This is a genomic window from Exiguobacterium sp. s80 (assembly GCF_018618725.1).
Taxonomy (GTDB): Bacteria; Bacillota; Bacilli; order Exiguobacteriales; family Exiguobacteriaceae; genus Exiguobacterium_A; species Exiguobacterium_A oxidotolerans.
This window is the reverse complement of record NZ_JACSMP010000003.1, coordinates 149,702-172,267: the sequence shown is the minus strand read 5'-3', so window position 1 is coordinate 172,267 and position 22,566 is coordinate 149,702. Positions and strand designations below refer to the sequence as shown.

Annotated in this window: 23 protein-coding genes and 1 other RNA gene; 22 read left to right on the top strand and 2 right to left on the bottom strand. The window is 48.3% G+C overall.

Going from position 1 to position 22,566, the window contains the following annotated elements; all coding sequences use genetic code 11:
- The first annotated feature begins 107 nt into the window (after positions 1 to 107).
- From KNP94_RS08770 to eno, 6 genes are all read left to right on the top strand, one after another.
- Positions 108 to 1,130: a sugar-binding transcriptional regulator gene (locus tag KNP94_RS08770; RefSeq protein ID WP_029331355.1), complete on the top strand. Its 1,023-nt coding sequence runs from the start codon at positions 108 to 110 to the stop codon at positions 1,128 to 1,130.
- Positions 1,131 to 1,183: 53 nt separating this feature from the next.
- On the top strand, positions 1,184 to 2,194 hold the full coding sequence (gene gap / locus KNP94_RS08765) for a type I glyceraldehyde-3-phosphate dehydrogenase (protein ID WP_088837744.1): 1,011 nt from the start codon (positions 1,184 to 1,186) through the stop codon (positions 2,192 to 2,194).
- 122 nt (positions 2,195 to 2,316) lie between these two features.
- Positions 2,317 to 3,501 (top strand): phosphoglycerate kinase, encoded by a 1,185-nt coding sequence (locus KNP94_RS08760; protein WP_215115568.1) that lies wholly within the window; start codon positions 2,317 to 2,319, stop codon positions 3,499 to 3,501.
- Between the two features lie 29 nt (positions 3,502 to 3,530).
- Positions 3,531 to 4,283: a triose-phosphate isomerase gene (gene tpiA, locus KNP94_RS08755; RefSeq protein WP_159173411.1), complete on the top strand. Its 753-nt coding sequence runs from the start codon at positions 3,531 to 3,533 to the stop codon at positions 4,281 to 4,283.
- Complete coding sequence (gpmI, locus tag KNP94_RS08750) at positions 4,284 to 5,831, top strand: 2,3-bisphosphoglycerate-independent phosphoglycerate mutase (protein ID WP_214766849.1); 1,548 nt, start codon at positions 4,284 to 4,286, stop codon at positions 5,829 to 5,831.
- A 70-nt stretch (positions 5,832 to 5,901) separates the two neighbouring features.
- On the top strand, positions 5,902 to 7,194 hold the full coding sequence (gene eno, locus KNP94_RS08745; protein WP_023469213.1) for a phosphopyruvate hydratase: 1,293 nt from the start codon (positions 5,902 to 5,904) through the stop codon (positions 7,192 to 7,194).
- A 531-nt stretch (positions 7,195 to 7,725) separates the two neighbouring features.
- Here eno and KNP94_RS08740 read toward each other — a convergent pair.
- Positions 7,726 to 8,046, bottom strand: a complete 321-nt coding sequence (locus KNP94_RS08740; protein WP_088837740.1) for a hypothetical protein — start codon at positions 8,044 to 8,046, stop codon at positions 7,726 to 7,728.
- Positions 8,047 to 8,198: 152 nt separating this feature from the next.
- Here KNP94_RS08740 and KNP94_RS08735 point away from each other — a divergent pair, with 152 nt between their 5' ends.
- The 14 genes from KNP94_RS08735 to KNP94_RS08670 all read left to right on the top strand — a co-directional run bounded on the left by KNP94_RS08735 (position 8,199) and on the right by KNP94_RS08670 (position 20,600).
- Positions 8,199 to 8,531 carry a hypothetical protein gene (locus KNP94_RS08735; protein ID WP_029331344.1) on the top strand — a complete coding sequence of 111 codons (333 nt, stop codon included), beginning with the start codon at positions 8,199 to 8,201 and terminating at the stop codon, positions 8,529 to 8,531.
- Between the two features lie 180 nt (positions 8,532 to 8,711).
- Positions 8,712 to 9,692, top strand: a complete 981-nt coding sequence (locus KNP94_RS08730) for a LacI family DNA-binding transcriptional regulator (RefSeq protein ID WP_088837739.1) — start codon at positions 8,712 to 8,714, stop codon at positions 9,690 to 9,692.
- A complete protein-coding gene (gene rbsK, locus KNP94_RS08725) occupies positions 9,689 to 10,567 on the top strand; it encodes a ribokinase (RefSeq protein WP_215115567.1) in 879 nt (292 codons plus the stop codon). The genes KNP94_RS08730 and rbsK overlap by 4 nt, the downstream gene beginning before the upstream one ends.
- Positions 10,564 to 10,953, top strand: coding sequence for a D-ribose pyranase (rbsD, locus tag KNP94_RS08720; protein ID WP_088837737.1), 390 nt, complete (start codon positions 10,564 to 10,566; stop codon positions 10,951 to 10,953). Before rbsK ends, rbsD begins: the two co-directional genes overlap by 4 nt.
- Before the next feature lie 12 nt (positions 10,954 to 10,965).
- The gene (locus KNP94_RS08715) at positions 10,966 to 12,444 is read left to right on the top strand and encodes a sugar ABC transporter ATP-binding protein (RefSeq protein ID WP_214766855.1); all 1,479 of its coding nucleotides are present in this window, start codon (positions 10,966 to 10,968) and stop codon (positions 12,442 to 12,444) included.
- 10 nt (positions 12,445 to 12,454) lie between these two features.
- Positions 12,455 to 13,414, top strand: coding sequence for a ribose ABC transporter permease (rbsC, locus tag KNP94_RS08710; RefSeq protein WP_029331338.1), 960 nt, complete (start codon positions 12,455 to 12,457; stop codon positions 13,412 to 13,414).
- A 30-nt stretch (positions 13,415 to 13,444) separates the two neighbouring features.
- A complete protein-coding gene (gene rbsB, locus KNP94_RS08705; protein WP_214766857.1) occupies positions 13,445 to 14,359 on the top strand; it encodes a ribose ABC transporter substrate-binding protein RbsB in 915 nt (304 codons plus the stop codon).
- Between the two features lie 146 nt (positions 14,360 to 14,505).
- Positions 14,506 to 14,739 carry a preprotein translocase subunit SecG gene (gene secG / locus KNP94_RS08700; RefSeq protein WP_029331335.1) on the top strand — a complete coding sequence of 78 codons (234 nt, stop codon included), beginning with the start codon at positions 14,506 to 14,508 and terminating at the stop codon, positions 14,737 to 14,739.
- Between the two features lie 101 nt (positions 14,740 to 14,840).
- The gene (locus KNP94_RS08695; RefSeq protein WP_215115566.1) at positions 14,841 to 15,581 is read left to right on the top strand and encodes an alpha/beta hydrolase; all 741 of its coding nucleotides are present in this window, start codon (positions 14,841 to 14,843) and stop codon (positions 15,579 to 15,581) included.
- 14 nt (positions 15,582 to 15,595) lie between these two features.
- Positions 15,596 to 17,953, top strand: a complete 2,358-nt coding sequence (gene rnr, locus KNP94_RS08690; RefSeq protein ID WP_215115565.1) for a ribonuclease R — start codon at positions 15,596 to 15,598, stop codon at positions 17,951 to 17,953.
- A 32-nt stretch (positions 17,954 to 17,985) separates the two neighbouring features.
- Entirely contained in the window at positions 17,986 to 18,456 is a 471-nt protein-coding gene (gene smpB / locus KNP94_RS08685) for an SsrA-binding protein SmpB (RefSeq protein WP_029331331.1), read from the top strand.
- A 58-nt stretch (positions 18,457 to 18,514) separates the two neighbouring features.
- Positions 18,515 to 18,873, top strand: a transfer-messenger RNA (tmRNA) gene (gene ssrA, locus KNP94_RS08680).
- A gap of 524 nt (positions 18,874 to 19,397) precedes the next feature.
- Positions 19,398 to 19,916: an AAA family ATPase gene (locus tag KNP94_RS08675; protein ID WP_371816022.1), complete on the top strand. Its 519-nt coding sequence runs from the start codon at positions 19,398 to 19,400 to the stop codon at positions 19,914 to 19,916.
- Positions 19,917 to 20,090: 174 nt separating this feature from the next.
- On the top strand, positions 20,091 to 20,600 hold the full coding sequence (locus KNP94_RS08670; RefSeq protein ID WP_188004653.1) for a GNAT family N-acetyltransferase: 510 nt from the start codon (positions 20,091 to 20,093) through the stop codon (positions 20,598 to 20,600).
- A 55-nt stretch (positions 20,601 to 20,655) separates the two neighbouring features.
- On the opposite strand, the gene KNP94_RS08665 is transcribed toward KNP94_RS08670, so the two are convergent.
- Positions 20,656 to 21,021, bottom strand: a complete 366-nt coding sequence (locus tag KNP94_RS08665) for a winged helix-turn-helix transcriptional regulator (protein WP_215115564.1) — start codon at positions 21,019 to 21,021, stop codon at positions 20,656 to 20,658.
- A 204-nt stretch (positions 21,022 to 21,225) separates the two neighbouring features.
- On the opposite strand from KNP94_RS08665, the gene hxlA reads away from it, so the two are divergent.
- Together hxlA and hxlB are read left to right on the top strand one after the other, a co-directional pair.
- Positions 21,226 to 21,861, top strand: coding sequence for a 3-hexulose-6-phosphate synthase (gene hxlA / locus KNP94_RS08660; RefSeq protein WP_026827605.1), 636 nt, complete (start codon positions 21,226 to 21,228; stop codon positions 21,859 to 21,861).
- Positions 21,862 to 22,410, top strand: a complete 549-nt coding sequence (hxlB, locus tag KNP94_RS08655) for a 6-phospho-3-hexuloisomerase (RefSeq protein ID WP_028105789.1) — start codon at positions 21,862 to 21,864, stop codon at positions 22,408 to 22,410.
- Positions 22,411 to 22,566: the final 156 nt, after the last annotated feature.

The following is a 22,566-nucleotide window of genomic DNA, read 5'->3' as shown; positions in this document are numbered from 1 at the left end:
TGAAACAAAACCAGGGTACTGTTATGATAGCAATGTACCAAGTGGGACAAGATATGACACGCGGGACGTAAAGTGTCCAGCAATTTGAGAGGAGCGGGAGTTACATGATTCGGCAGTTAGTACAGATCCAAAAGCGAATCGTGCCTGATCTGATTGAAGAAATGCAGACACGTTACGACATTCTTCATTATGTACGCCTGATGCAACCGATCGGACGACGAACACTTGCGACGAGCCTTGGCTTGACGGAACGCGTTCTACGCCGGGAGGTCGACTTCTTAAAAGAACAAGACTTACTGGAAGTTGCGACGCAAGGCATGTCCTTGACGGATGAAGGGCGGACGGTATTACGAAGCATGCACAGTGTGATGGCGGAACTCGCCGGGATCTCCGATATGGCGAAAGCCTTAAAAGAGAAGCTTGGTGTAAAAGACGTCGTCATCGTACCGGGTGATTCGGATCAAACCTTCTGGGTGCAACGCGATATGGGACGGGCAACAGTTGCCCGCTTAAAACGTGAACTTTCAAAAGACCACAATACGATCGCAGTTACAGGTGGGACGACGATGGCTTCGGTCGCGGCGATGATGTCGCCCGATAAGGAAAATCGTCCGATGACGTTTGTACCCGCACGAGGCGGTCTTGGCGAAACGCTTGAACTTCAAGCGAATACGGTCTGCTCACGCATGGCTTCACGTGCCCAAAGCGACTATCATCTGCTTCACATTCCAGACATGGTCAGCACCGAGACATTCGTCAAGATGGTCGAGGAGCCGAGCATTAAAAATGTCTTACAGATGATTAAAGATGCTTCAATCGTGGTACATGGAATTGGTGAGGCAAAAACGATGGCAAAACGTCGTCGTGCTTCGACAGCTCTTTTGGAACAGCTCGAAGACGAGCAAGCCGTCGCAGAAGCATTCGGATATTATTTTGATCGGGACGGAAACATCGTCCACCGTGTCAAAACGGTCGGACTACAACTCGACGACTTGAAAAAAGTCGAACACGTCGTGGTTGTCGCCGGTGGTCATTCGAAAGCAGAAGCGATCAATGCCTACGTCAAACAGTCTCCAAACATCATCCTCATTACGGATGAAGGAGCCGCAACAACGATTTTGAAAGGGTAGCCCCCTTTTGAATAATAGATAACTCGCTTTACACTAAAAGGAGGAAAATTATCATGGCAGTAGTAAAAGTTGGTATTAACGGATTTGGACGTATCGGGCGTTTGGCACTTCGTCAAATTCTTCAATTTGAAGGAATCGAAGTAGTCGCAATCAACGACCTCACAGACACTAAAATGCTTGCACACCTTTTAAAATATGATACGACTCAAGGTCGTTTCGACGGAGAAGTTGAAGTACACGACGGATACTTCCTCGTAAACGGTAAAGAAATCAAAACACTTGCTAACCGCAATCCAGAAGAACTTCCATGGGGCGAGCTCGGTGTTGACATCGTTCTCGAATGTACTGGTTTCTTCACAGACAAAGAAAAAGCTGAACTTCACTTGAAAGCTGGAGCTAAAAAAGTTGTTATCTCAGCACCTGCTACTGGCGACATGAAAACTGTCGTTTACAACACGAACCACGAAATTCTTGACGGAACTGAAACAGTTATCTCTGGTGCTTCATGTACTACGAACTGTCTCGCTCCAATGGCGAAAGTTCTTCAAGATCAGTACGGAATCGTTGAAGGTCTTATGACAACTATCCACGCTTACACTGGCGACCAAAATACACTCGACGCTCCACACCCTAAAGGTGACTTCCGTCGTGCACGTGCAGCAGCTGCTAACATCGTTCCTAACTCAACTGGTGCTGCTAAAGCAATCGGCCTCGTTCTTCCAGAACTTCAAGGTAAACTTGACGGATCTGCACAACGTGTACCAGTCGCTACAGGTTCACTCACTGAGCTCACAACAGTTCTTGAGAAAAAAGTTACAGTTGAAGAAGTTAACGCAGCTATGAAAGCAGCAGCGAACGAGTCTTACGGTTACACTGAAGACGAAATCGTTTCTTCTGACATCGTTGGTATCTCTTACGGATCACTCTTCGATGCAACACAAACTAAAGTTGTTACTGTCGGCGACAAGCAACTCGTTAAAACAGTTGCTTGGTATGACAACGAAATGTCTTACACTAGCCAACTCGTTCGTACACTCAAACACTTCGCAGAAATCGCTAAGTAATTCGAGCAATTAAATAGCAATTGAATAAGAGCGGAAACTACCAGTCTCCGCTCTTATTGCGAAAAAAAGTCTGGAGGGGCGTCACAGCCCCTCACTATACGTATGAGACGGAGGACGAATGTATGAATAAGAAATCAATTCGCGACATCGATGTACAAGGTCAACGCGTGTTTACACGTGTCGACTTCAACGTACCACTAGAAGACAGTAAAATTACGGACGACACACGGATTCGTGCGGCACTTCCAACAATCAAACATTTGATGGATGGCGGAGCGAAAGTCATTCTCGCAAGCCACATGGGACGTCCTAAAGGCGAAAAAAATCCTGAGTTCTCACTTGCACCAGTCGTAGCACGCCTCAGCGAATTGCTTGGTAAAGACATCAAGCTCGTTGAAGAAGCGTATGGCCCGGTCGCTGAAGAAGCGGTCAGCAAGCTTGAAGCAGGAGACGTTCTCGTTCTTGAAAACGTTCGTTTCTACCCTGGAGAAACAAAAAATGATGCTGAACTCGCTGAAGGATTTGCGAAACTCGCAGATATCTTCGTCAACGATGCATTCGGTGCAGCTCACCGTGCACATGCTTCTACAGAAGGAATCGCGCACCATGTCGATACTGCTGTAGCAGGATTGTTGATTGAAAAAGAACTTCAAGTTCTCGGGAAAGCGATCTCGAACCCGGATCGTCCGTTCACTGCAATCATCGGGGGATCGAAAGTAGCCGACAAAATCGGTGTCATCGATCACTTGCTTGATATCGTCGATACGTTGATCATTGGTGGGGGATTATCTTATACATTCCTCAAAGCTCAAGGTTATGAAGTCGGAACGTCACTTCTCGAAGTAGACAAAATCGACCAAGCGAAAGAATTCATGAAAAAAGCAGAAGACAAAGGCGTCAAGTTCTTAATGCCGGTCGACTGTGTCATCACGAAGGAATTCGGCGAAGAAACATATGTAGGACCACGCGATATCGACAGTATCCCAGCGGATCACATGTCACTTGATATCGGACCAAAAACAGTCGAACTGTATGCGGAAGCAATCAAGAACTCGAAACTCGTCGTCTGGAATGGACCGATGGGCGTATTCGAACTTGATAAATACGCAAACGGAACGAAAGGTGTCGCTCAAGCACTTGCTGATAGCGACGCATACTCAATCATCGGTGGTGGGGATTCTGCTGCAGCAGCTGAGAAATTCGGTCTTGCAGACAAGATGAGCCATATCTCGACTGGTGGCGGAGCGAGCCTCGAGTTCATGGAAGGTAAAGCCCTTCCTGGTGTCGAAGCGCTTAACGACAAGTAATCCAATAGTTCACAAGGGAGTGTTTCTCAATGCGTAAACCAATCATCGCAGGTAACTGGAAGATGAATCTAACTCTGAAGGATGCAGTCGCATTCGCAGAAGAAGTAAAAGGCAAAGTACCAGCTGCATCGACTGTCGATGCTGCTGTCTGTGCACCAGCTGTATTCCTTGCTCATTTAACGGAAGCGGCAGCTGGAACTGATCTTAAAATCGGTGCTCAAAACATGTACGATCAAGAAAGTGGCGCATTCACAGGCGAAATCAGCCCTGTCATGCTGAAAGAGCTTGACGTGACATACGTCATCCTCGGTCACTCTGAACGTCGTGAGTACTTTGGTGAAACAGATGCATTCATCAACAGCAAAGCGAAAAAAGCGTTCGAGCACGGTCTCGTTCCAATCGTTTGTGTAGGTGAAACACTTGAAGAGCGCGAAGGCGGCAAGTTCGAAGACGTCATTCGTGAACAAACGGCAAACAGCCTTAAGGGCTTGACTGTCGACCAAGTGAAAAATCTTGTCGTCGCATATGAGCCTGTCTGGGCAATCGGAACAGGTAAATCAGCGACAGAACAAGATGCACAAGATTCTTGTAAATTCGTTCGCGACGTCGTCGCTGCTGAATTCGGTACAGAAGCTGCAGAAGCAGTTCGTATCCAGTACGGTGGCAGCGTCAAGCCGGAGAACGTCAAAGAATATATGGCTCAACCTGACATCGACGGAGCACTCGTTGGTGGAGCAAGTCTTGAGACAGGATCGTTCCTCAAACTGTTGGAGGCGATTTAAATGAAAAAACGTCCAGTCGCACTTATCATCCTTGATGGTTTCGGTATGCGTGATGAAGAATTCGGGAATGCTGTGACAGCAGCAAACAAACCGAACTTCGATCGCTTTTGGAACAAATATCCGCATACGTTGTTGAATGCGAAAGGGGAATACGTCGGTTTGCCTGAAGGTCAGATGGGGAACTCAGAAGTGGGTCACCTTAACATCGGGGCAGGTCGCGTCGTCTACCAATCGCTATCCCGAATCAACAACGCCGTCAAAGATCGCTCGTTCTTCTCGCGTCAAGCGATGAACGATGCGGCAGGTCACGTGAAGAAACATGATTCAGCACTCCATATCTTTGGTTTAGTATCTGACGGTGGAATCCACAGTCACATCAATCACTTGTATGCTGTTCTTGAATTCGCGAAACTTCACGAAATCGAAAAAGTCTACCTGCATGCCTTCACGGACGGCCGCGATTGTGATCCACAATCGGGTGCTGGTTTCCTTCGTGACGCGCAAGCGAAGATGGATGAGTTACAAGTCGGTCAATTCGCAAGTGTCTCTGGACGCTATTATGCAATGGACCGCGACAACCGTTGGGAGCGCGTCAAGAAAGTCTATGACGTCATCACATACGGTGAAGGCCCGACAACAAAAGACCCAATCGGCATGGTAGAAGAATCATATACGAAGGACGTTACGGACGAGTTCATCGAACCAACCGTCGTCGTGCAGGAAGACGGTACGCCAGTCGCACCGATCCACGACAACGATGCAATCATGTTCTTTAACTACCGCCCTGACCGTGCGATTCAACTGGCGAAGGTCTACAAAGAAAAAGCTGGCTTCACAGGATTCGAACTTCCGGACAATGCACCGAAGAACCTGCTGCTCGTCTCCATGACGAAGTACTCGGATGCGATTGATACGGATATCGTCTTCCCGCCAGAAGACATCAAAAACACGCTTGGAGAAACGCTCTCGAAGCAAGGCTTAAAACAATTACGGATTGCGGAAACTGAAAAGTATCCACACGTCACGTTCTTCTTCAACGGACAGCGTGAAGAACCGTATGAAGGCGAAGATCGTATCTTAATCCCGTCGCCAAAAGTCGCAACATACGACTTACAACCAGAGATGAGCATTTATGAAGTAACGGATGCGCTTGTTGAAGCAATCGATTCCGACAAACATGATGCCATCATCCTGAACTTCGCGAACCCGGACATGGTCGGTCACTCGGGCATGCTCGAACCGACAATCAAGGCAATCGAAGCAGTTGATGAATGTCTCGGTAAAGTCGTTGACTTGATCATCAGCAAAGGTGGCGCAGCAATCGTGACTGCTGACCACGGAAATGCCGATAAAGTGCTCAATAAAGATGGCAGCAAGATGACGGCCCATACGACAGAACCGGTACCATGTATCGTGACAGTCGAAGACGTCGAGCTTCTCGAGCCACTTACAGGCGCATTAGCGGATTTAGCACCAACATTACTTGATCTACTTGGCGCAGATCAGCCGTCAGAAATGACGGGTAAATCCATCGTATTAAAGAAATAATCCCGTCGATGGAATAAACGTCTAACAAAGCAACACACACTATTTTTTCAACTAAAAGGAGCGAATTTAAATGTCAATGATTACAGAGATTTATGCACGCGAGATTCTTGACTCACGCGGTAACCCAACAGTAGAAGTAGAAGTATATACAGAAGACGGCGGCTTTGGTCGCGCACTCGTCCCATCAGGCGCATCAACTGGTGAGCACGAAGCAGTAGAACTTCGTGACGGCGACAAAGCACGTTACCTCGGTAAAGGTGTCTTGAAAGCAGTTGACAACGTCAACGAAAAAATCGCACCTGAAATCATCGGTTACGATGTTTTCGACCAAGCTGGAATCGACAAAAAAATGATCGATCTCGACGGAACAAAAAACAAAGGTAACTTCGGCGCTAACGCAATCCTCGGTGTTTCGATGGCTGCTGCTCGTGCTGCTGCAGATGAGCTTGGACTTCCACTTTACACGTACCTCGGTGGATTCAATGCGAAAACACTTCCAACTCCAATGATGAACATCATCAACGGTGGATCACACGCTGACAACAACGTTGACTTCCAAGAGTTCATGATCATGCCTGTTGGAGCTCCAACATTCAAAGAAGCACTTCGTATGGGTGCTGAAATCTTCCACGCGTTGAAATCAGTTCTTAGCGGAATGGGTCTTAACACAGCAGTTGGTGACGAGGGTGGATTCGCTCCAAACTTGAAATCAAACGAAGAAGCAATCACAGTTATCCTTGAAGCAATCGAAAAAGCTGGCTACAAAGCAGGCGAAGATGTTTACCTTGCAATGGACGTCGCTTCTTCTGAGTTCTACGACAAAGCAGCTGGAACATACAACCTCGCTGGCGAAGGCAAAGTCCTTTCTACAGAAGAGCTTGTTGAATTCTACGCACAACTCGTCGACAAATACCCAATCATCTCAATCGAAGATGGCTGTGACGAAAACGACTGGGACGGCCACAAACTTCTCACAGACCGTATCGGACACAAAGTTCAACTCGTTGGGGATGACTTGTTCGTAACAAACACAGAAAAACTTGCTGAAGGTATCGAAAAAGGCATCGCTAACTCGATCCTCATCAAAGTTAACCAAATCGGTACGTTGACTGAAACATTCGACGCAATCGAAATGGCTAAAAAAGCTGGTTACACAGCTGTCGTTTCTCACCGTTCTGGTGAAACAGAAGATTCAACAATCGCTGACATCGCTGTTGCGACAAACGCTGGTCAAATCAAAACGGGTTCACTTTCACGTACAGACCGTATTGCGAAATACAACCAACTTCTCCGCATCGAAGACATGCTTTCAGATGTTGCTGTCTACGACGGAATCAAATCATTCTACAACCTCAAGAAGTAATTTACGGATTGAGTCGACAGTCTCTCGCTTAGCGAGGGGCTGTTTTTTTTGTTGATGATGAGAAGGAAGAATCAAGCTCAAGCATTACTCCGCTCGCTTTTCTAGGGCGGGACGCAAGCCGCGGACATCTTAATCAGATGTCCGGGTCTCACCTGTCCCTGACGGAAGCTAAGCTTCCTTTTCCCTTTAGAAGTCGAGCGGGGTATGCTTTTCGCTTTTGTAGGCATTGATTAACAGAGTTGTACTCTGGCTCACGTAGGACACAATTTGCTAAACTTCTAGCAGGTAGCAGAGGTCTAAGTGTCCTCTATCCTAAAAAGCCGGGCACGGGTCTATTTTGTTGGTATAGATCCTGTCAGATAAGATGGGAACTACGACAATTACTTGCTTCATGTGACTCCTACAGGAAAAAGCACATGAATGGCAAGTGAGTGAGACGTAAGTGCTTCCCTAACTTTTTTACGCAGAAAAAACGAGATCCGACTCAATGTCGAATCCCGTAATATTAAAATGAAATTTTACACTTTGAAATCAATCCTCGATAAACGTAACGAGGTAATGATACGGTGAATACAGTGGTGCTTTCGTGACAAAAAATTCGGGTAAATCTGTGTCGATGTCAAGATTGCGCAAGGTCTCCGGATCCAGACATTCTTGCACAAGTCGCTTGATATCACTCAGCAATTCATCATGAAGATTGGTTTCAACAGGAAATGATCGTTTTGCTCCATCTTTTAGCAACAAGACGACGGGTGGAAGTCCACGCAGTAAATCGACTTCGAGTGGTTCTTTGTTGTTTTTAAAAAAATCATTTAAACAGCTGACGACTTTCATTGAATATTCTTCTTTCACCGAAACCCCCAACTTTCTCTTATATCCTTGATTTAACCTCTATCCTCTAGTTTAGTTCCCTAAATTAAGCTAGGATATGCAGTCAAGTCGCAGTTGATGCATTAATCGAATCAATAACCGGGTACAGAAGAAAGAACGGGGAGGGAAGAATCATGTTGTTTCGTTATTTATTTCTAGGAATGGAGACATCGATTGACGATATTCCGTTACGTATCATCTATTTCACGGAATTGATTCTATTCATCGGACTTTATCAAATCACGAGTCGTTTCTCACGACAAAGTTTAATCATCGGAACCATCCTGGGTGTCGGGGGATTAATTGCCTTACTACCGGGTGCGATTTATATCTTACGGTACAATCCGCAAGATGCCATCATCGATGTTACATTTTTGCTGATCTACTTATTCGAACCGCTCGCGATCCTCGCGTTCGTCATTGCGATCCTTCGAAGAGCTTTCAAAAAACGACACCAACACTCTTGAAAAGTACGGAAAACGTTCGTATGAAACGTTTTTTCGTACTTTTTTGCTATGTATGGAGTTTTAGAAAGTAAGCGGAATAAAATAAATAAAATATATTTTACGGAAAACGGTTGATGTGTAACCGGTTACACAATATGATACATATTGTAAGCGTTATCAAAAGAAAGAGGTGGCGAAATCATGTCGACCATCCGGGAAGTAGCGAAAGTGGCAAATGTATCAGTCGCAACGGTATCACGCGTCATGAATGAAAAAGGATATGTCAGCGAAAAAGCGCGTGTGGCGGTGCTTCAAGCGGTTAAACAGCTTGATTATCGACCGAATCGTGTCGCCCGTTCCTTGTTTCAAAAACGATCAGGATTGATTGGATTGATCGTACCGGACATCACAAACCCTTATTTTCCCCAACTGGCACGTGCCGTCGAGGATATGGCACATAAGCATGGATATCAAGTGATTTTGTGTAACACGGATGAACAGTTTCAGAAAGAACATGAATATATCCAGTCTCTCGAAGCAATGCATGTCGATGGATTGATCATTACGACGAACTACTCGAACAACCCGAACTATGAAACCATCGAAGTGCCGATCGTCGCACTCGACCGGGTGTTACAAGGAGCAATCCCGACCGTCACATCAAACGGGTACGACGGCGGGAAGAAGGCAGCTCAATTTTTACTCGATCACGGAGCGGATGAACTCGTCGTCATCAGTGGGCCGTCAAAGTTACCGACGATCAAAAAACGCCGGGATGGTTTTGAAGAAGTCGCAGGAAAACATCTCGTCGCAAGCATCGAGTCACCGTTTCATTTTCAAGGCGCACTCGACGCGGCGAACTATTTGTTCGACCACTATACCTGTAACGGAATTTTTGCAGCGAACGATGTCATCGCAGCGGCAACGATTCAAGTCGCGGCAGAACGCGGGATTGCGATTCCTGAGCAACTGCAAGTCATCGGGTATGACGGAATCGAGCTCGGACAAATGATTTCACCGCCACTGACGACGATCGCCCAGCCGATTTATCAGATGGGGGAACTGGCGGCGAAGTTGCTGATTCAACGAATTGAAGGAAAAGAAATCGCGGCCGTCCATCATGAGTTGACGGTCGAAGTCATCGAACGGGAAACGACGAAGCGGAAGGATGAACAAATATGAAACAAATCAGTGTAGTAGGGAGTATCTCGATGGACCTGGTCGTCGAAAGCGACCGTCGTCCGTCAGCGGGTGAAACAGTCATCGGCTCAGCGTTTCATACCGTCCCGGGAGGCAAAGGGGCAAATCAAGCAGTTGCCGTCGCCCGGCTCGGCGGAAGCGTCGAGATGATCGGGTGCATCGGTGACGATGCGAGCGGGACAGCGATCCGCCAAAACTTCGAAGCGGAACACGTCGGGACGACACACCTCCGAACGATCGCGAACGAACGGACGGGAACGGCGCACATCACGCTTGCGGAAGGGGACAACTCGATCGTCGTCGTCCAGTCGGCGAACTTAGCCGTCGTCTATGACGAGAGCCAGCTCGACAGCTTGCTCTGTCAGACGGACATGATTTTATTACAGCTCGAAATTCCACTGGAAACGGTCAAACAGGTGGCGCGTTACGGAAAAGAGCACGGTATTCCTGTTATCTTGAATCCGGCGCCAGCCATCATCCTTGACGACGAGTTGCTCGAAGACGTGACGTACTTAACACCAAACGAACATGAATGCGGCTTGATTTTCGGACAACAGCAATCTCTTGAACATTGGTTAAGCCAGTATCCGAATAAATTGATTGTAACGGAAGGCAGTCGTGGTGCCCGCTTCTATGACGGCGACGCCATCGTGACGGTGCCGGCGATTAAGACGGACGTCGTCGATACGACAGGTGCCGGCGATACGTTCAACGGGGCACTCGCTGTCGCGTTGACGGAAGGAAAGTCACTGACGGAAGCGATTCGCTTTGCGAACAAGGCAGCCGGTATGTCCGTCCGGGCGCTCGGTGCTCAAGGCGGCATGCCATCGCGGGAACAGATGGAGGTCGAAGTATGAAACGACACGGCATTTTGAACAGTCAAATCAGTAAAGTCTTAGCAGATCTCGGTCATACCGATATGATCGTCATCGCTGATTGCGGCTTACCGATTCCGACCGGCGTTGAGCGGATTGATTTAGCGCTCGAACTCGGGACACCGGCGTTTGCCGACGTCTTGCGCGTCGTCGCGGACGACATGGCGGTTGAACAGGTGACACTGGCGTCGGAAATCAAGGAAGCGAACGAAGCGGCGCTCACTACGGTCAGTCAATTAAACGTGACGACGGAATATGTCTCGCACGAAGCGTTTAAAGAGCTAACGAAGCAGGCGAAAGTCATCATCCGGACAGGTGAAGCGACACCTTACGCCAATGTAATTTTACACGCCGGCGTCATTTTTTAAGGGGGAAGCACGATGCACATTAAGATGACAGGAATCACAAAAGCGTTTGGTCCCGTGCCCGTCTTAAAGGGTGTCGACTTCGAACTCGCGACAGGTGAAATTCATGCCTTGATGGGCGAGAACGGAGCCGGTAAGTCAACGCTGATGAAAATCTTGACCGGTGTCCATAAAGCGGACGAGGGAACGATTCAAGTCGATGGTGTCGAACAACACTATAAAAATCCGAAACTGGCGGAAGAAGCGGGGATTGCCTTCATTCACCAGGAGTTAAACATTCTGCCTGATTTGACGGTGACGGAAAATCTGTTCCTCGGTCGTGAGTTGAAATCGCGCTTCGGTGTGTTGAAACAGGCGGAAATGAAACGGCTCGCGGAACGGGAACTGGCGGAACTGAACGTCTTCATGGATGTCAATCAACTGGCGCGGACGTTATCGGTCGGGCAACAACAGATGATTGAGATCGCAAAAGCACTGATGACGCACGCAAAGGTCATCATCATGGATGAACCGACAGCTGCCTTGACGGAACGTGAGATTCGCGCCCTGTTCAGTGTCGCGACGGCGTTACGCGAGCAAGGCGTCTCAATCGTCTACATCTCGCACCGGATGGAAGAAATCTTCGAACTGTGTGACCGGATTACCGTCTTGCGGGACGGGGTCTCCGTCTCGACCCACCGGATCGCTGAGACATCATTTGAACAAATCGTCCGCGAAATGGTCGGACGCGAGATGGGTGAACGCTACCCGGAACGCAAGGTTACACACGGTGACACGGTCTTAGAAGTGACGGGAGCGACGGGGAAACGGTTTGAAGACGTCTCGTTTTCCGTCCGTGCCGGTGAAATCGTCGGCTTTTCCGGTTTGATGGGAGCGGGACGGACGGAAGTCATGCGTGGTCTGTTCGGTGTTGATCGCTTGAAGGCAGGAACAATCAAGCTGAATGGCAACGTCATCAACATCAAATCACCGCACGATGCAATCAAACAAGGACTTGGTTTCTTGACGGAAGACCGAAAAGGCGAGGGTTTGTTCCTCGACTTTTCACTCCGAGAGAACATCTCCTTGCCGACGATTCGGTCGTTAGCGAAGTCGGGTGTCATCTCCGATCAGTCGGAGCGCCAGTTCGCGGAAGGCTATCTCAAGTCGTTGTCGGTCCGTCACAGTTCGATGGATCAACCGGCGAAGTCACTTTCCGGAGGGAATCAGCAAAAGGTCGTCCTCGCGAAGTGGCTCGGGACGAAACCGGATGTCTTGATCCTCGACGAACCGACACGTGGTGTCGACGTCGGGGCGAAAAAAGAAATTTACCTGATCATGAATGAGCTCGCCGCGTCTGGTGTCGCGATCATCATGATCAGTTCCGACCTCCCGGAGATTCTCGGGATGAGTGACCGCGTCTACGTGATGCGGGAAGGGCAAGTGAGCGGGATGCTCGAACAACAAGAGGCGACGCAAGAAAGTATCATGACACTTGCGACAGGAGGACAATGAGATGGAATTGATGCAAGGGAAACTGACGGAAAAGAAACCACGTCGGCTCGGAATCGGGCAGAAGCTCGGTCCGCTCGCCGGACTGTTCGCGATCGTGCTCGTCGTATCGATTATGGAACCGGACTTTTTAACACTCAATAACTTATTCAACATTTTACGCCAAGTGTCGATCAACGCCTTGATCGCCTTCGGCATGACGTTCGTCATCTTGACGGGTGGGATTGATTTATCGGTCGGTTCGATTCTCGCCTTATCGTCGGCGTTCGTCGCCGGACTGATGACGGACGGAACATCAGCCATTATCGCTGTTCTCGCCGGACTGATCGTCGGCGCTATCATGGGTGCGTTAAACGGCATGGTCATCTCACTCGGGAAAGTCGCACCGTTCATCGCGACACTGGCGACGATGACAATCTTCCGTGGCCTGACGCTCGTCTATACGGACGGACGACCCATCACGGGACTCGGGCAAGGTGGATGGTTTGAATTATTCGGTCGGGGTTACTTTTGGATATTCCCTGTACCGGTCGTGACGATGTTAATCGCCTTCGCGGTCCTTTACTTCATCTTGAAGAAAACGACGTTCGGGCGTTACACATATGCCATTGGTGGAAATGAAGAAGCGGCAAAATTGATGGGGATTCAAGTCAACAAAGTCAAAATCATGATTTACTCGCTATCCGGCTTGATGGCAGCACTCGCCGGCATCATCCTGACGTCACGCCTCAACTCGGCACAACCGACAGCAGGAACATCGTATGAGCTCGACGCAATCGCAGCCGTCGTCCTCGGCGGGACAAGTCTATCCGGTGGTCGCGGTTGGATCGTCGGAACATTGATTGGAGCCTTGATCATCGGGACACTCAACAATGGCTTGAACTTACTCGGTGTGTCATCGTTCTTCCAACTTGTCGTCAAAGGACTCGTCATCCTGTTCGCCGTCCTCGCAGACCGGAAACAAACGACGTAATCACACACATTTTAAAGGAGGAAATTACAGATGAAAAAATTACTTGCACTCGTCATGATGGCCTTGATGGTATTCGCAGCCGCGTGTTCGACAGAGCAGCCAGGCAGTGACACAGAAAAAGAGACGAAGACAAAGGACTTTAAGATTGGTCTCTCGATCTCGACACTGAACAACCCGTTCTTCGTTTCACTCAAAGAAGGAGCCGAAGAAGAAGCAAAAGCACAAGGCGCAACACTGCAAGTCGCAGATGCACAAGATGATGCGGCAAAACAAGCAAGCGACATCGAAGACATGATTCAAAAGAAAGTCGATCTCATCTTGATCAATCCAACGGACTCAGCAGCAGTCGGTGCGGCCGTCCAAACAGCAAACGATGCCGATATTCCAGTCATCACAGTCGACCGGAACGCTGAAGCCGGTGACGTCATCGCCCACATCGCGTCGGATAACGTCGCAGGTGGAAAACAAGCCGGTGAATACATGATCGAACTCGTCGGTGACAAAGCAAAAGTCGTTGAACTCGAAGGAATTCCAGGTGCATCAGCAACGCGTGACCGCGGCGAAGGCTTCCACGCGGCCGTCGACGGGAAACTGGACGTCGTTGCAAAACAATCCGCCAACTTCGACCGGGCAAAAGGTCTGTCTGTCATGGAAAACATTCTTCAAAACAACAAAGACATCAAAGCAGTCTTCGCCCACAATGACGAAATGGCACTCGGTGCGGTCGAAGCATTGAAAGCAGCCGGCATGGAAGATGTCAAAGTCATCGGATTTGACGCGACAGACGATGCCGTCAAAGCTGTTAAAGATGGCAAGATGGCAGGAACAGTTGCGCAAAAACCGACAGAAATCGGGAAGATGGGCATCGATACAGCGATCAAACACTTGAAAGGCGAGACAGTCGACAAGAACATTCCAGTCGAACTCGATCTCATCAAGCAATAAGTCTTCTATCATCAGTCGCACTGGAGCAATCCTTTAGCGACTGATGTTTTTTTGCAGGAACTGGAATCCGATAAATCTATTCCTTGTTCCCGTACCTGTTTTTCTCTATAATGAAAGAAGCGTATATTATTGAAGGAGGATCATCGATGATCATTCATAACGTGGCTCTTGTCGGCCTCATCGTCGTTTCCGTTCTTCTCATCATCGTCGTTCTCTTGATGTCAGGCCGTACGGCTGGACTCGGAGCATTAACTGGTGGGGCAGAACAATTATTTGGTCGCCAAAAAGCTCGTGGCTTGGATGCGGTCCTGAATCGTGTGGCATCTGTTCTAGGAGCTTTATTCTTTATTTTGGCGTTACTCGTCGCTTTTTATAAGTGAGTATTGAAACGACAGCCGTACGTTTGCGCTGTCGTTTTTTCTTGTTTTCTCGATTTCTAAATTTTCATTTTGGGGTATAGAGTTAGAGGGGGAATCATTTTATGAAAATTACATTACCAAAACCATTCTTTTTTGAAGCCGGCAAACGGGCCGTCTTACTGTTACATGGCTTCACGGGTTCGAGTGCCGATGTCCGGATCCTCGGTCGTTACCTGCAAAAACAGGGCTATACATCACTCGCCCCACAATATAAAGGGCACGCTGCCCCACCCGAAGAGCTGACGAAGACTGGGCCAGCCGACTGGTGGCAGGACGTCCTCGACGGGTACGAAGAGCTCGTCGCGAAAGGGTACGACGAAATCGCCGTCTGCGGGTTATCGCTTGGTGGCGTCATGTCACTGAAACTATCGATGAACCGTCCCGTCAAAGCGGTCATTCCGATGTGCGCACCCGCCTATATTAAAAGTGAAGACGTCATGTATGCAGGCGTTACTGAGTACGCTATCGAATTTAAGAAACGAGAAGGAAAGTCACCGGAACAAATCGAACAGGAAATGGCAACGTTCGAACCGATGCCGACCTTAAAAGATTTACAAGCGTTGCTAAAAGACACACGCGATTCACTCGAAGATGTCTACGCACCGACACTCGTCGTCCAGGCCCGCAATGATCATATGATCAATACGGACTCGGCCAACATCATTCATGATGGTGTCAGTGCCTTCCAAAAAGAGCTGATCTGGTATGAGAACTCAGGTCATGTCATTACGCTCGACAAAGAAAAAGATAAGCTCCACGCGGACATTCATGACTTTTTAGAATCGTTGAACTGGAGCAATTAACTGGAGGTGTCACGTTGGAATTACGTGAACGAATACTCGAGGTCATCATGGCGGAAGAACGTCCGCTGTCGATCGATCAATTAACGAAAAAACTAGAACTATCGGATACAACAGAATTCAAAGAATTGATCCGGACGTTGAACGCACTCGAAGAAGAGGCACTCGTCGCCCGGACCCGCTCGAACAAATACGGCACGCTCGCGCAAATCGGGCAAGTCGCCGGGAAAATCTCCGTCCATCAACGCGGATTCGGATTCGTTTCACCGGAAGACGGTTCAGCAGGCGATATCTTCCTGCCGGCCCCGGAACTCGGTAACGTCTATAACGGCGACCGTGTCCTCGTCAAAGTCTTCGCCGAATCAAACGGCGGCGACCGCCGCGAAGGGAAGTTGCTCAAGATTCTTTCACGCGGACCGGCTGATTTCGTCGGGACGTTCGTCAGTCCTAAAGGACGGATTGAATCGATCGCCTACATCGAACCGGATGACTCGAAGCTGACGTTCTTACCGGTCGTCGCGGACGAAGATACGCTCGGTGCCGTCGATGGACATAAAGTCCTCGCCCGGATCACAAAGTACCCGGACGGTCGTTACGCCGGGACCGCAAAAGTCTTACAAATCATCGGGCATAAAAATGACCCAGGTGTCGATATCTTATCGATCGTCCATAAGCACGGCATCAACGTCGACTTCTCGGACGCAGCGATTGCGGAAGCGAACAACATTCCCGATCAAATCGATGAGAAGGACCTCGTCGGTCGGGTTGACTTACGTAACGAAGTCACAGTGACGATTGACGGTGCTGACGCGAAGGACTTGGATGATGCCGTCCACGTCAAAAGACTTGCGAACGGCAACTATGAGCTCGGTGTCCATATCGCTGACGTCTCACACTACGTCAAGGAAGATTCACCGCTCGACGAAGAAGCACGCGAACGCGGGACGAGTGTCTATCTCGTCGACCGGGTCATTCCGATGATTCCGCACCGCCTGTCGAACGGGATTTGTTCACTCAACCCGCACGTCGATCGGTTGACGCTGAGCTGTATCATGGAAATCGACAAGAACGGTGCTGTCGTCAACCAAGAGATTTTACAGAGTGTCATCAAGACGACGGAACGGATGACGTATACCGATGTCCGGAAAATCATCGAACGCGAAGATGAAGAAGTGATCGCGAAATATCACGATCTCGTCGACAACTTCGATCAGATGGCGGAACTGGCTGCGATCCTCCGTGAACGCCGCTCGCGCCGTGGGGCGATCAACTTCGACTTCCCGGAAGCGAAAGTCCTCGTCAATGAAGAAGGCAAGACGAGCGAAATCATCCTCCGCGAACGGTCCGTTGCCGAAAAACTGATTGAAGAGTTCATGCTCGCAGCGAACGAAACAGTCGCCGAGCACGTCCAACATCAAAAACTGCCGTTCATGTACCGGATCCACGATGAGCCGAAAGCTGAACGTCTCGATACGTTCTTCAAATTCATCGCGAACTTCGGCATCAATGTTGAACGCAAAGGCGAGTCAGTCACACCGAAGACGTTGCAGACGATTCTGAACGCCGTCGAAGGCGAGCCGGAAGAAGCCGTCGTCAGTACGGTCATGTTACGGTCGCTCCAACAAGCGAAATATGACGTCGAGCCGATTGGTCACTTTGGTCTGTCGACCGATTTCTACACGCACTTCACGTCACCGATCCGCCGGTACCCCGACTTGATGGTCCACCGTCTCCTGCGCGAGTACATCATCTTTAATGATAAATCGCAAAAGACACAGGACCGTTATGCCGAAATGCTGCCGGAAATCGCCGATCACGCCTCAAAACGTGAACGTCGGGCCGTTGACGCCGAACGCGAAACGAATGCACTGAAGAAAGCCGAGTACATGGAGCAACACATCGGCGAGACGTTTGAAGGTGTCGTCAGTGGCGTGACGAACTTCGGCATGTTCGTCGAGTTACCGAACACGATTGAAGGACTCGTCCACATCCAGGCGATGACGGATGACTTCTACCGGTATGATGAAGCGAACTACCAGTTGATCGGCGAACGGACGAAACAACAATTCCGGATCGGCGACGTCGTCGAGATCAAAGTCACTGGTGTCAACATCGATGAGAAGACGATTGACTTCGCTGTCGTCGGGATGCCGGAACGCCAACCGAAAAAACGGTTTGAGTCGAAGACGATCCGCTCAAGCGGCGGCCGTCCGGGACAAAAACGCGACGACAAGAAAGACGACCGTCGCGGCAAGTCGAAGCGTCCGGGGAAACCGAACGAACAGTCAAAAGGGAAAGGCTTCGCCGGGAAAGACAAGAAGGATAAACCGCCGTTCCATAAAGCGGTCTCGAATAAAAAACGGAAGCGCAAATAAGCGCTTCTGTTTAGAAATGTGGTGGAAGAGAGATGCCAAAAGGGACAAGTTCAAAAGTATTAGCCAACAACAAACGGGCGTCGTTTGATTATGCGATTGAAGATACGATCGAAGCGGGTCTCGTCTTGACGGGAACGGAAATCAAATCAGTCCGTAAAGGAAAAATCAGTATCGGTGACGCGTTCGTCCGGTTCGACGGCGGGGAAGCGATTCTCTGGAACTCGAACATCGCCCACTTCGAACAGGGGAACCGGTACAACCACGAACAGCTCCGTCCGCGGAAACTGTTGCTGCACAAAAAACAGATCGCCAACTTGATGGGATCGGTCTCGCGCGACGGCTACACGATCGTCCCGCTGAAGGTCTACATCAAGAACGGCTACGCAAAATGTCTGATCGGACTCGGCCGCGGGAAGAAGAAATTCGACAAACGCGACGACCTGAAGAAGAAGGATGCGAAGCGCGATATCGACCGCGCATTACGCGACAAGCAAAAGTATTGAACCCGTAACACTTTTCTGCTATTATAATAGTATTCGGAAAGCCCCAATTTTATATCTTGGGGACGTTACGGATTCGACGGGGGTAGTTCGGTCTTCTGTGGCGTGTCGAGGGGTCGGCCTCGTTAAAACGCATCAGCCATAACTGGCAAAACTAACACACAACTCGCAGCAGCTTAATAGCTACTACGGATCCTAGCAGCCGTCGCCTGGTCGGCTGATTTCTAGGGTCTCACTTTAAACAGGCTACGCTTGGACCCTTCCGTCTGGAGGGAAAGAGAAGAGATGGAATCAGACTGGTCGGATGGACGCCTGTCAATTGGCAGCCTGACGACGAGATCCCAATAAATTGACTACACACGTAGAAGCTTAAGTATACGATGCCTTCGGACGTGGGTTCGACTCCCACCGTCTCCATACCCTGAAATCGTTAAGATTTCAAAGATTGTCAAAACCCTTGTAAATCAAGGGTTTTTTTTATAGGATTTTTACTGAATTTAAGAAGAGAAAGTTATAGTATTGCTAAAAAGTGTACTTAGATTAATGGTCTTAGCATAATCAATTAATTATAAGAAGGTGAAAAATATAGCGCTTAATCACGAATTTGGAATTATTGATAATCATAAAAATCTACCGAGGTACATTGATTATGAACCAAAGAAATTTAATTGCATTAGTGTTGGTGACAATGTTGTTAGCGATTTAATGGAGCAACTGTTAATCATGAAAACATATTTCCAGACATTTAATCGACCAGCTAGTGGCTTGGCGTACCATGGTACTACAATTATTCCACCTGAGTCGCTATCGTTATTTTGTGATATTGTAATTTCTTCAAGTTGTTTAAAAAAATCTGCTGATCTTCAAGAACTGGTTTTGATTATCATAAGAGCGATAGAAGAAGAAAAGCATATGATTCATTTCGGAATTTAATTTTGAAAGGTCTGATAAAAATCAAAACGAAATTGATTATTTTACGTGGTAATTCTGGAAGCGGGAAAACAACAATTGCAAAAATGCTTCAAAAAAGTTTAGGAGAAGAAACACTGCTGGTTTCACAGGATATTGTGCGCCGCGAGATGTTGATGGTACCAGACTTGCAAGGGAATATGTCAATCGAGCTAATCAAAAGAATTACGGAGTTTGGTAAAGGTACATGCAAAGTGGTTATTTTAGAGGGGATATTGAAAAAACAAGTTTATAAAGAATTACTACTTGATCTCGTTGACTACTTTGATCATCACGTCTATGTCTATTACTTTGATTTACCTTTTACAGAAACGGTCGAGCGACATAAATTACGTTCTTCTGCAAAAGAGTTTGGGGAAGCACGTTTAAATACCTGGTGGATCCCGCATGATCAGTTAGGAATAAACGGAGAAATGATGCTCACCACCGATATGAGTCAACAACACATCGTGGACTTAATTCTTCATCAAATCAAAGAATCGCCCTGTTCATAAAAAGGGGAATGTGCCGGATTACGCGTATACTACTTAAACGACATCTTTGTTGATAAGAAATGCAGTGCAGAGCAATCCAAGATTTCAAAAAGGGTTACGTGTTACGTTTTAATCAAGTACACTAAAAGAACTAATTTTTTCATATTATGTTTTATGGAAACGGAGCTGACATCTATGATACGACGTGCCACCTTGATGGACGGAAAGGCCTTATCGGATTTGATGCGACGGATTGATCGGGAAACGAAATATATGTTGTACGAACCGGAAGAACGCAGCATGTCGACGGAACAGGCGGAAGCGTTCATCGAACGATTTGGTCAGGCGGCGAACTCGGACATCTTCGTCGTCGATGTCGATGAGCAACTTGTCGGCTATGTGTTAGTCGTCGGTGGCAAACCAAGTCGAATTCGTCATCGAGCAAACCTCGTGATTGGCTTGCTCGATGCCTATACCGGTCGCGGGCTTGGTGCCGGATTACTCGAAGCAGTCGATGCCTTTGCCGTTGAAGCGGGACTCGTCCGGCTGGAACTGACGGTCCGGAAAGATAACCTGCGGGCAATCGAGCTTTATCATAAGTTTGGCTTCAACATCGAAGGAACACGGATTGCCTCGCTGTTCATTGACGGGGAGTACGTCGATGAACTGGCGATGTCGAAAATATTTACAGCAGAAGAAATCTAAAAAAGATGCTCGGTTGCCTCCTCTCAGATTGAGACGGGACAGACGAGCATCTTTTTTATTGTGACAATTTTTGTTGTTCAAACTCGACTTCGAGGACATTTTTGGCATAATCCTTGCCCCAGTCGTACATTGCATCCAGAATCGGCATCAGGCTGAAGCCGTGTGGCGTCAATGAATATTCGACCTTCGGCGGAACGACCGGATACACTTCCCGGTGAATGATATGGTGATCTTCCAGTTCCCGTAATTGATTGACGAGCATCCGTTGCGTAATGCCGGGCATCAGACTTTTTAGCTCTCCGAACCGTTTGGTGCCTTCTTTCCCGAGGTGCCAAAGAATCAGCATCTTCCATTTCCCTCCGATGATCGATAGGGTCAATTCCTTTTCACAATTAAACTGGCGGTCTTCAAAATGTGGCATCAATCCACCTCCTTTTTCAGTATAGCCCTCTTGTCATCGACAGTATACTTTTCCGCACTATGTATGAAAAACCGCACTATGTAAATTAAAAGTGCGTACTTCCCAAGTTCGTCTATGAGGATTATATTTAGTCATGTTCCTTCACGAACGTCAGAAGGAAGTGCCAGGATCCATAAATAGAGAGAAGAATGGGAGAGATTAATGATGAAATTACAATTAGCAATCGATTTAGTAGATACAGCAGGTGCCATCGCTTTAGTCAAAGAAATTGGTGAAGAAAACTTAGATATCGTTGAGATCGGGACACCGGTCGTCATCAACGAAGGGCTTCGTGCCGTTAAAGAAATGAAAGCGGCATTCCCGAACTTAACGGTTCTCGCCGACTTAAAAATCATGGATGCTGCCGGCTATGAAGTCAGCCAAGCTGTCGCACACGGTGCCGATATCGTGACGATTCTTGGAGCAGCCGAAGATATGTCGATCCAAGGTGCCGTTGAAGAAGCGAAAAAATCAGGCAAGAAGATTTTGGTTGATATGATCGCTGTTAAAGATATCGCGACACGTGCGAAAGAACTTGATGAACTCGGTGTTGACTACATCTGTGTCCACACCGGTTACGATCTTCAAGCCGTCGGTCAAAACTCGTTCGAGGATCTCGCAACAATCAAGTCCGTTGTTAAAAACGCCAAAACAGCAGTTGCTGGCGGCATCAAGATGGAGACATTACCGGAAGTCATCGCAGCGCGTCCTGACCTGATCATCGTCGGTGGCGGGATTACCGGACAAGATGACAAACAAGGAACAGCGTCAACGATGCGACGGATGCTGCAAGAGGCGTAAATGACACATATTCAAACGATTTTACAAGAGCTGACGTCAACGGTCGAAGCGATCGATCAAGCCGAGACGACGCAACTCGCGGAAGCCGTTCTAAAGGCAGACCGGATCTTTCTCGCTGGAGCCGGTCGCTCCGGCTTGATGGGCAAAGCATTTGTCATGCGCTTGATGCACATGAACTTCGATGCGTACGTTGTCGGTGAGACGGTCACAGCGAACTTGCGTGAAGGAGATTTGTTGATCATCGGATCAGGATCTGGTGAGACAAAAACACTCGTCCCGATCGTCGAGAAAGCGAAACAAATCGGTGGAACCGTCGCGGTCGTCACGATTGAGCCGACGTCGACACTGGCGAAGTTAGCAGACTTAACCGTCAAGCTGCCGGGCGTGCCGAAAGAACGGACAGCCACGGCAGACGAAACGGTCCAGCCGATGGGCTCATTGTTTGAACAAACGATGTTGCTGTTCTATGATGCGTTGATTCTCCACATCATGGCGGCGAAACAACTCGATTCAAAAACGATGTACGGCAAACATGCTAACTTAGAGTGAAATGGATACGTAAAAAGATTAGTCCTCTTCTTGAAGTGAAGAAACGGCTAATCTTTTTTTGTAGTAGGGCTGATCCATTCATTATATACATGACTGATTGGTCAGAATTTCTGAGCAATTTTTTGGTGTAAGAAAACCTGGATTCCCTTATTTTTG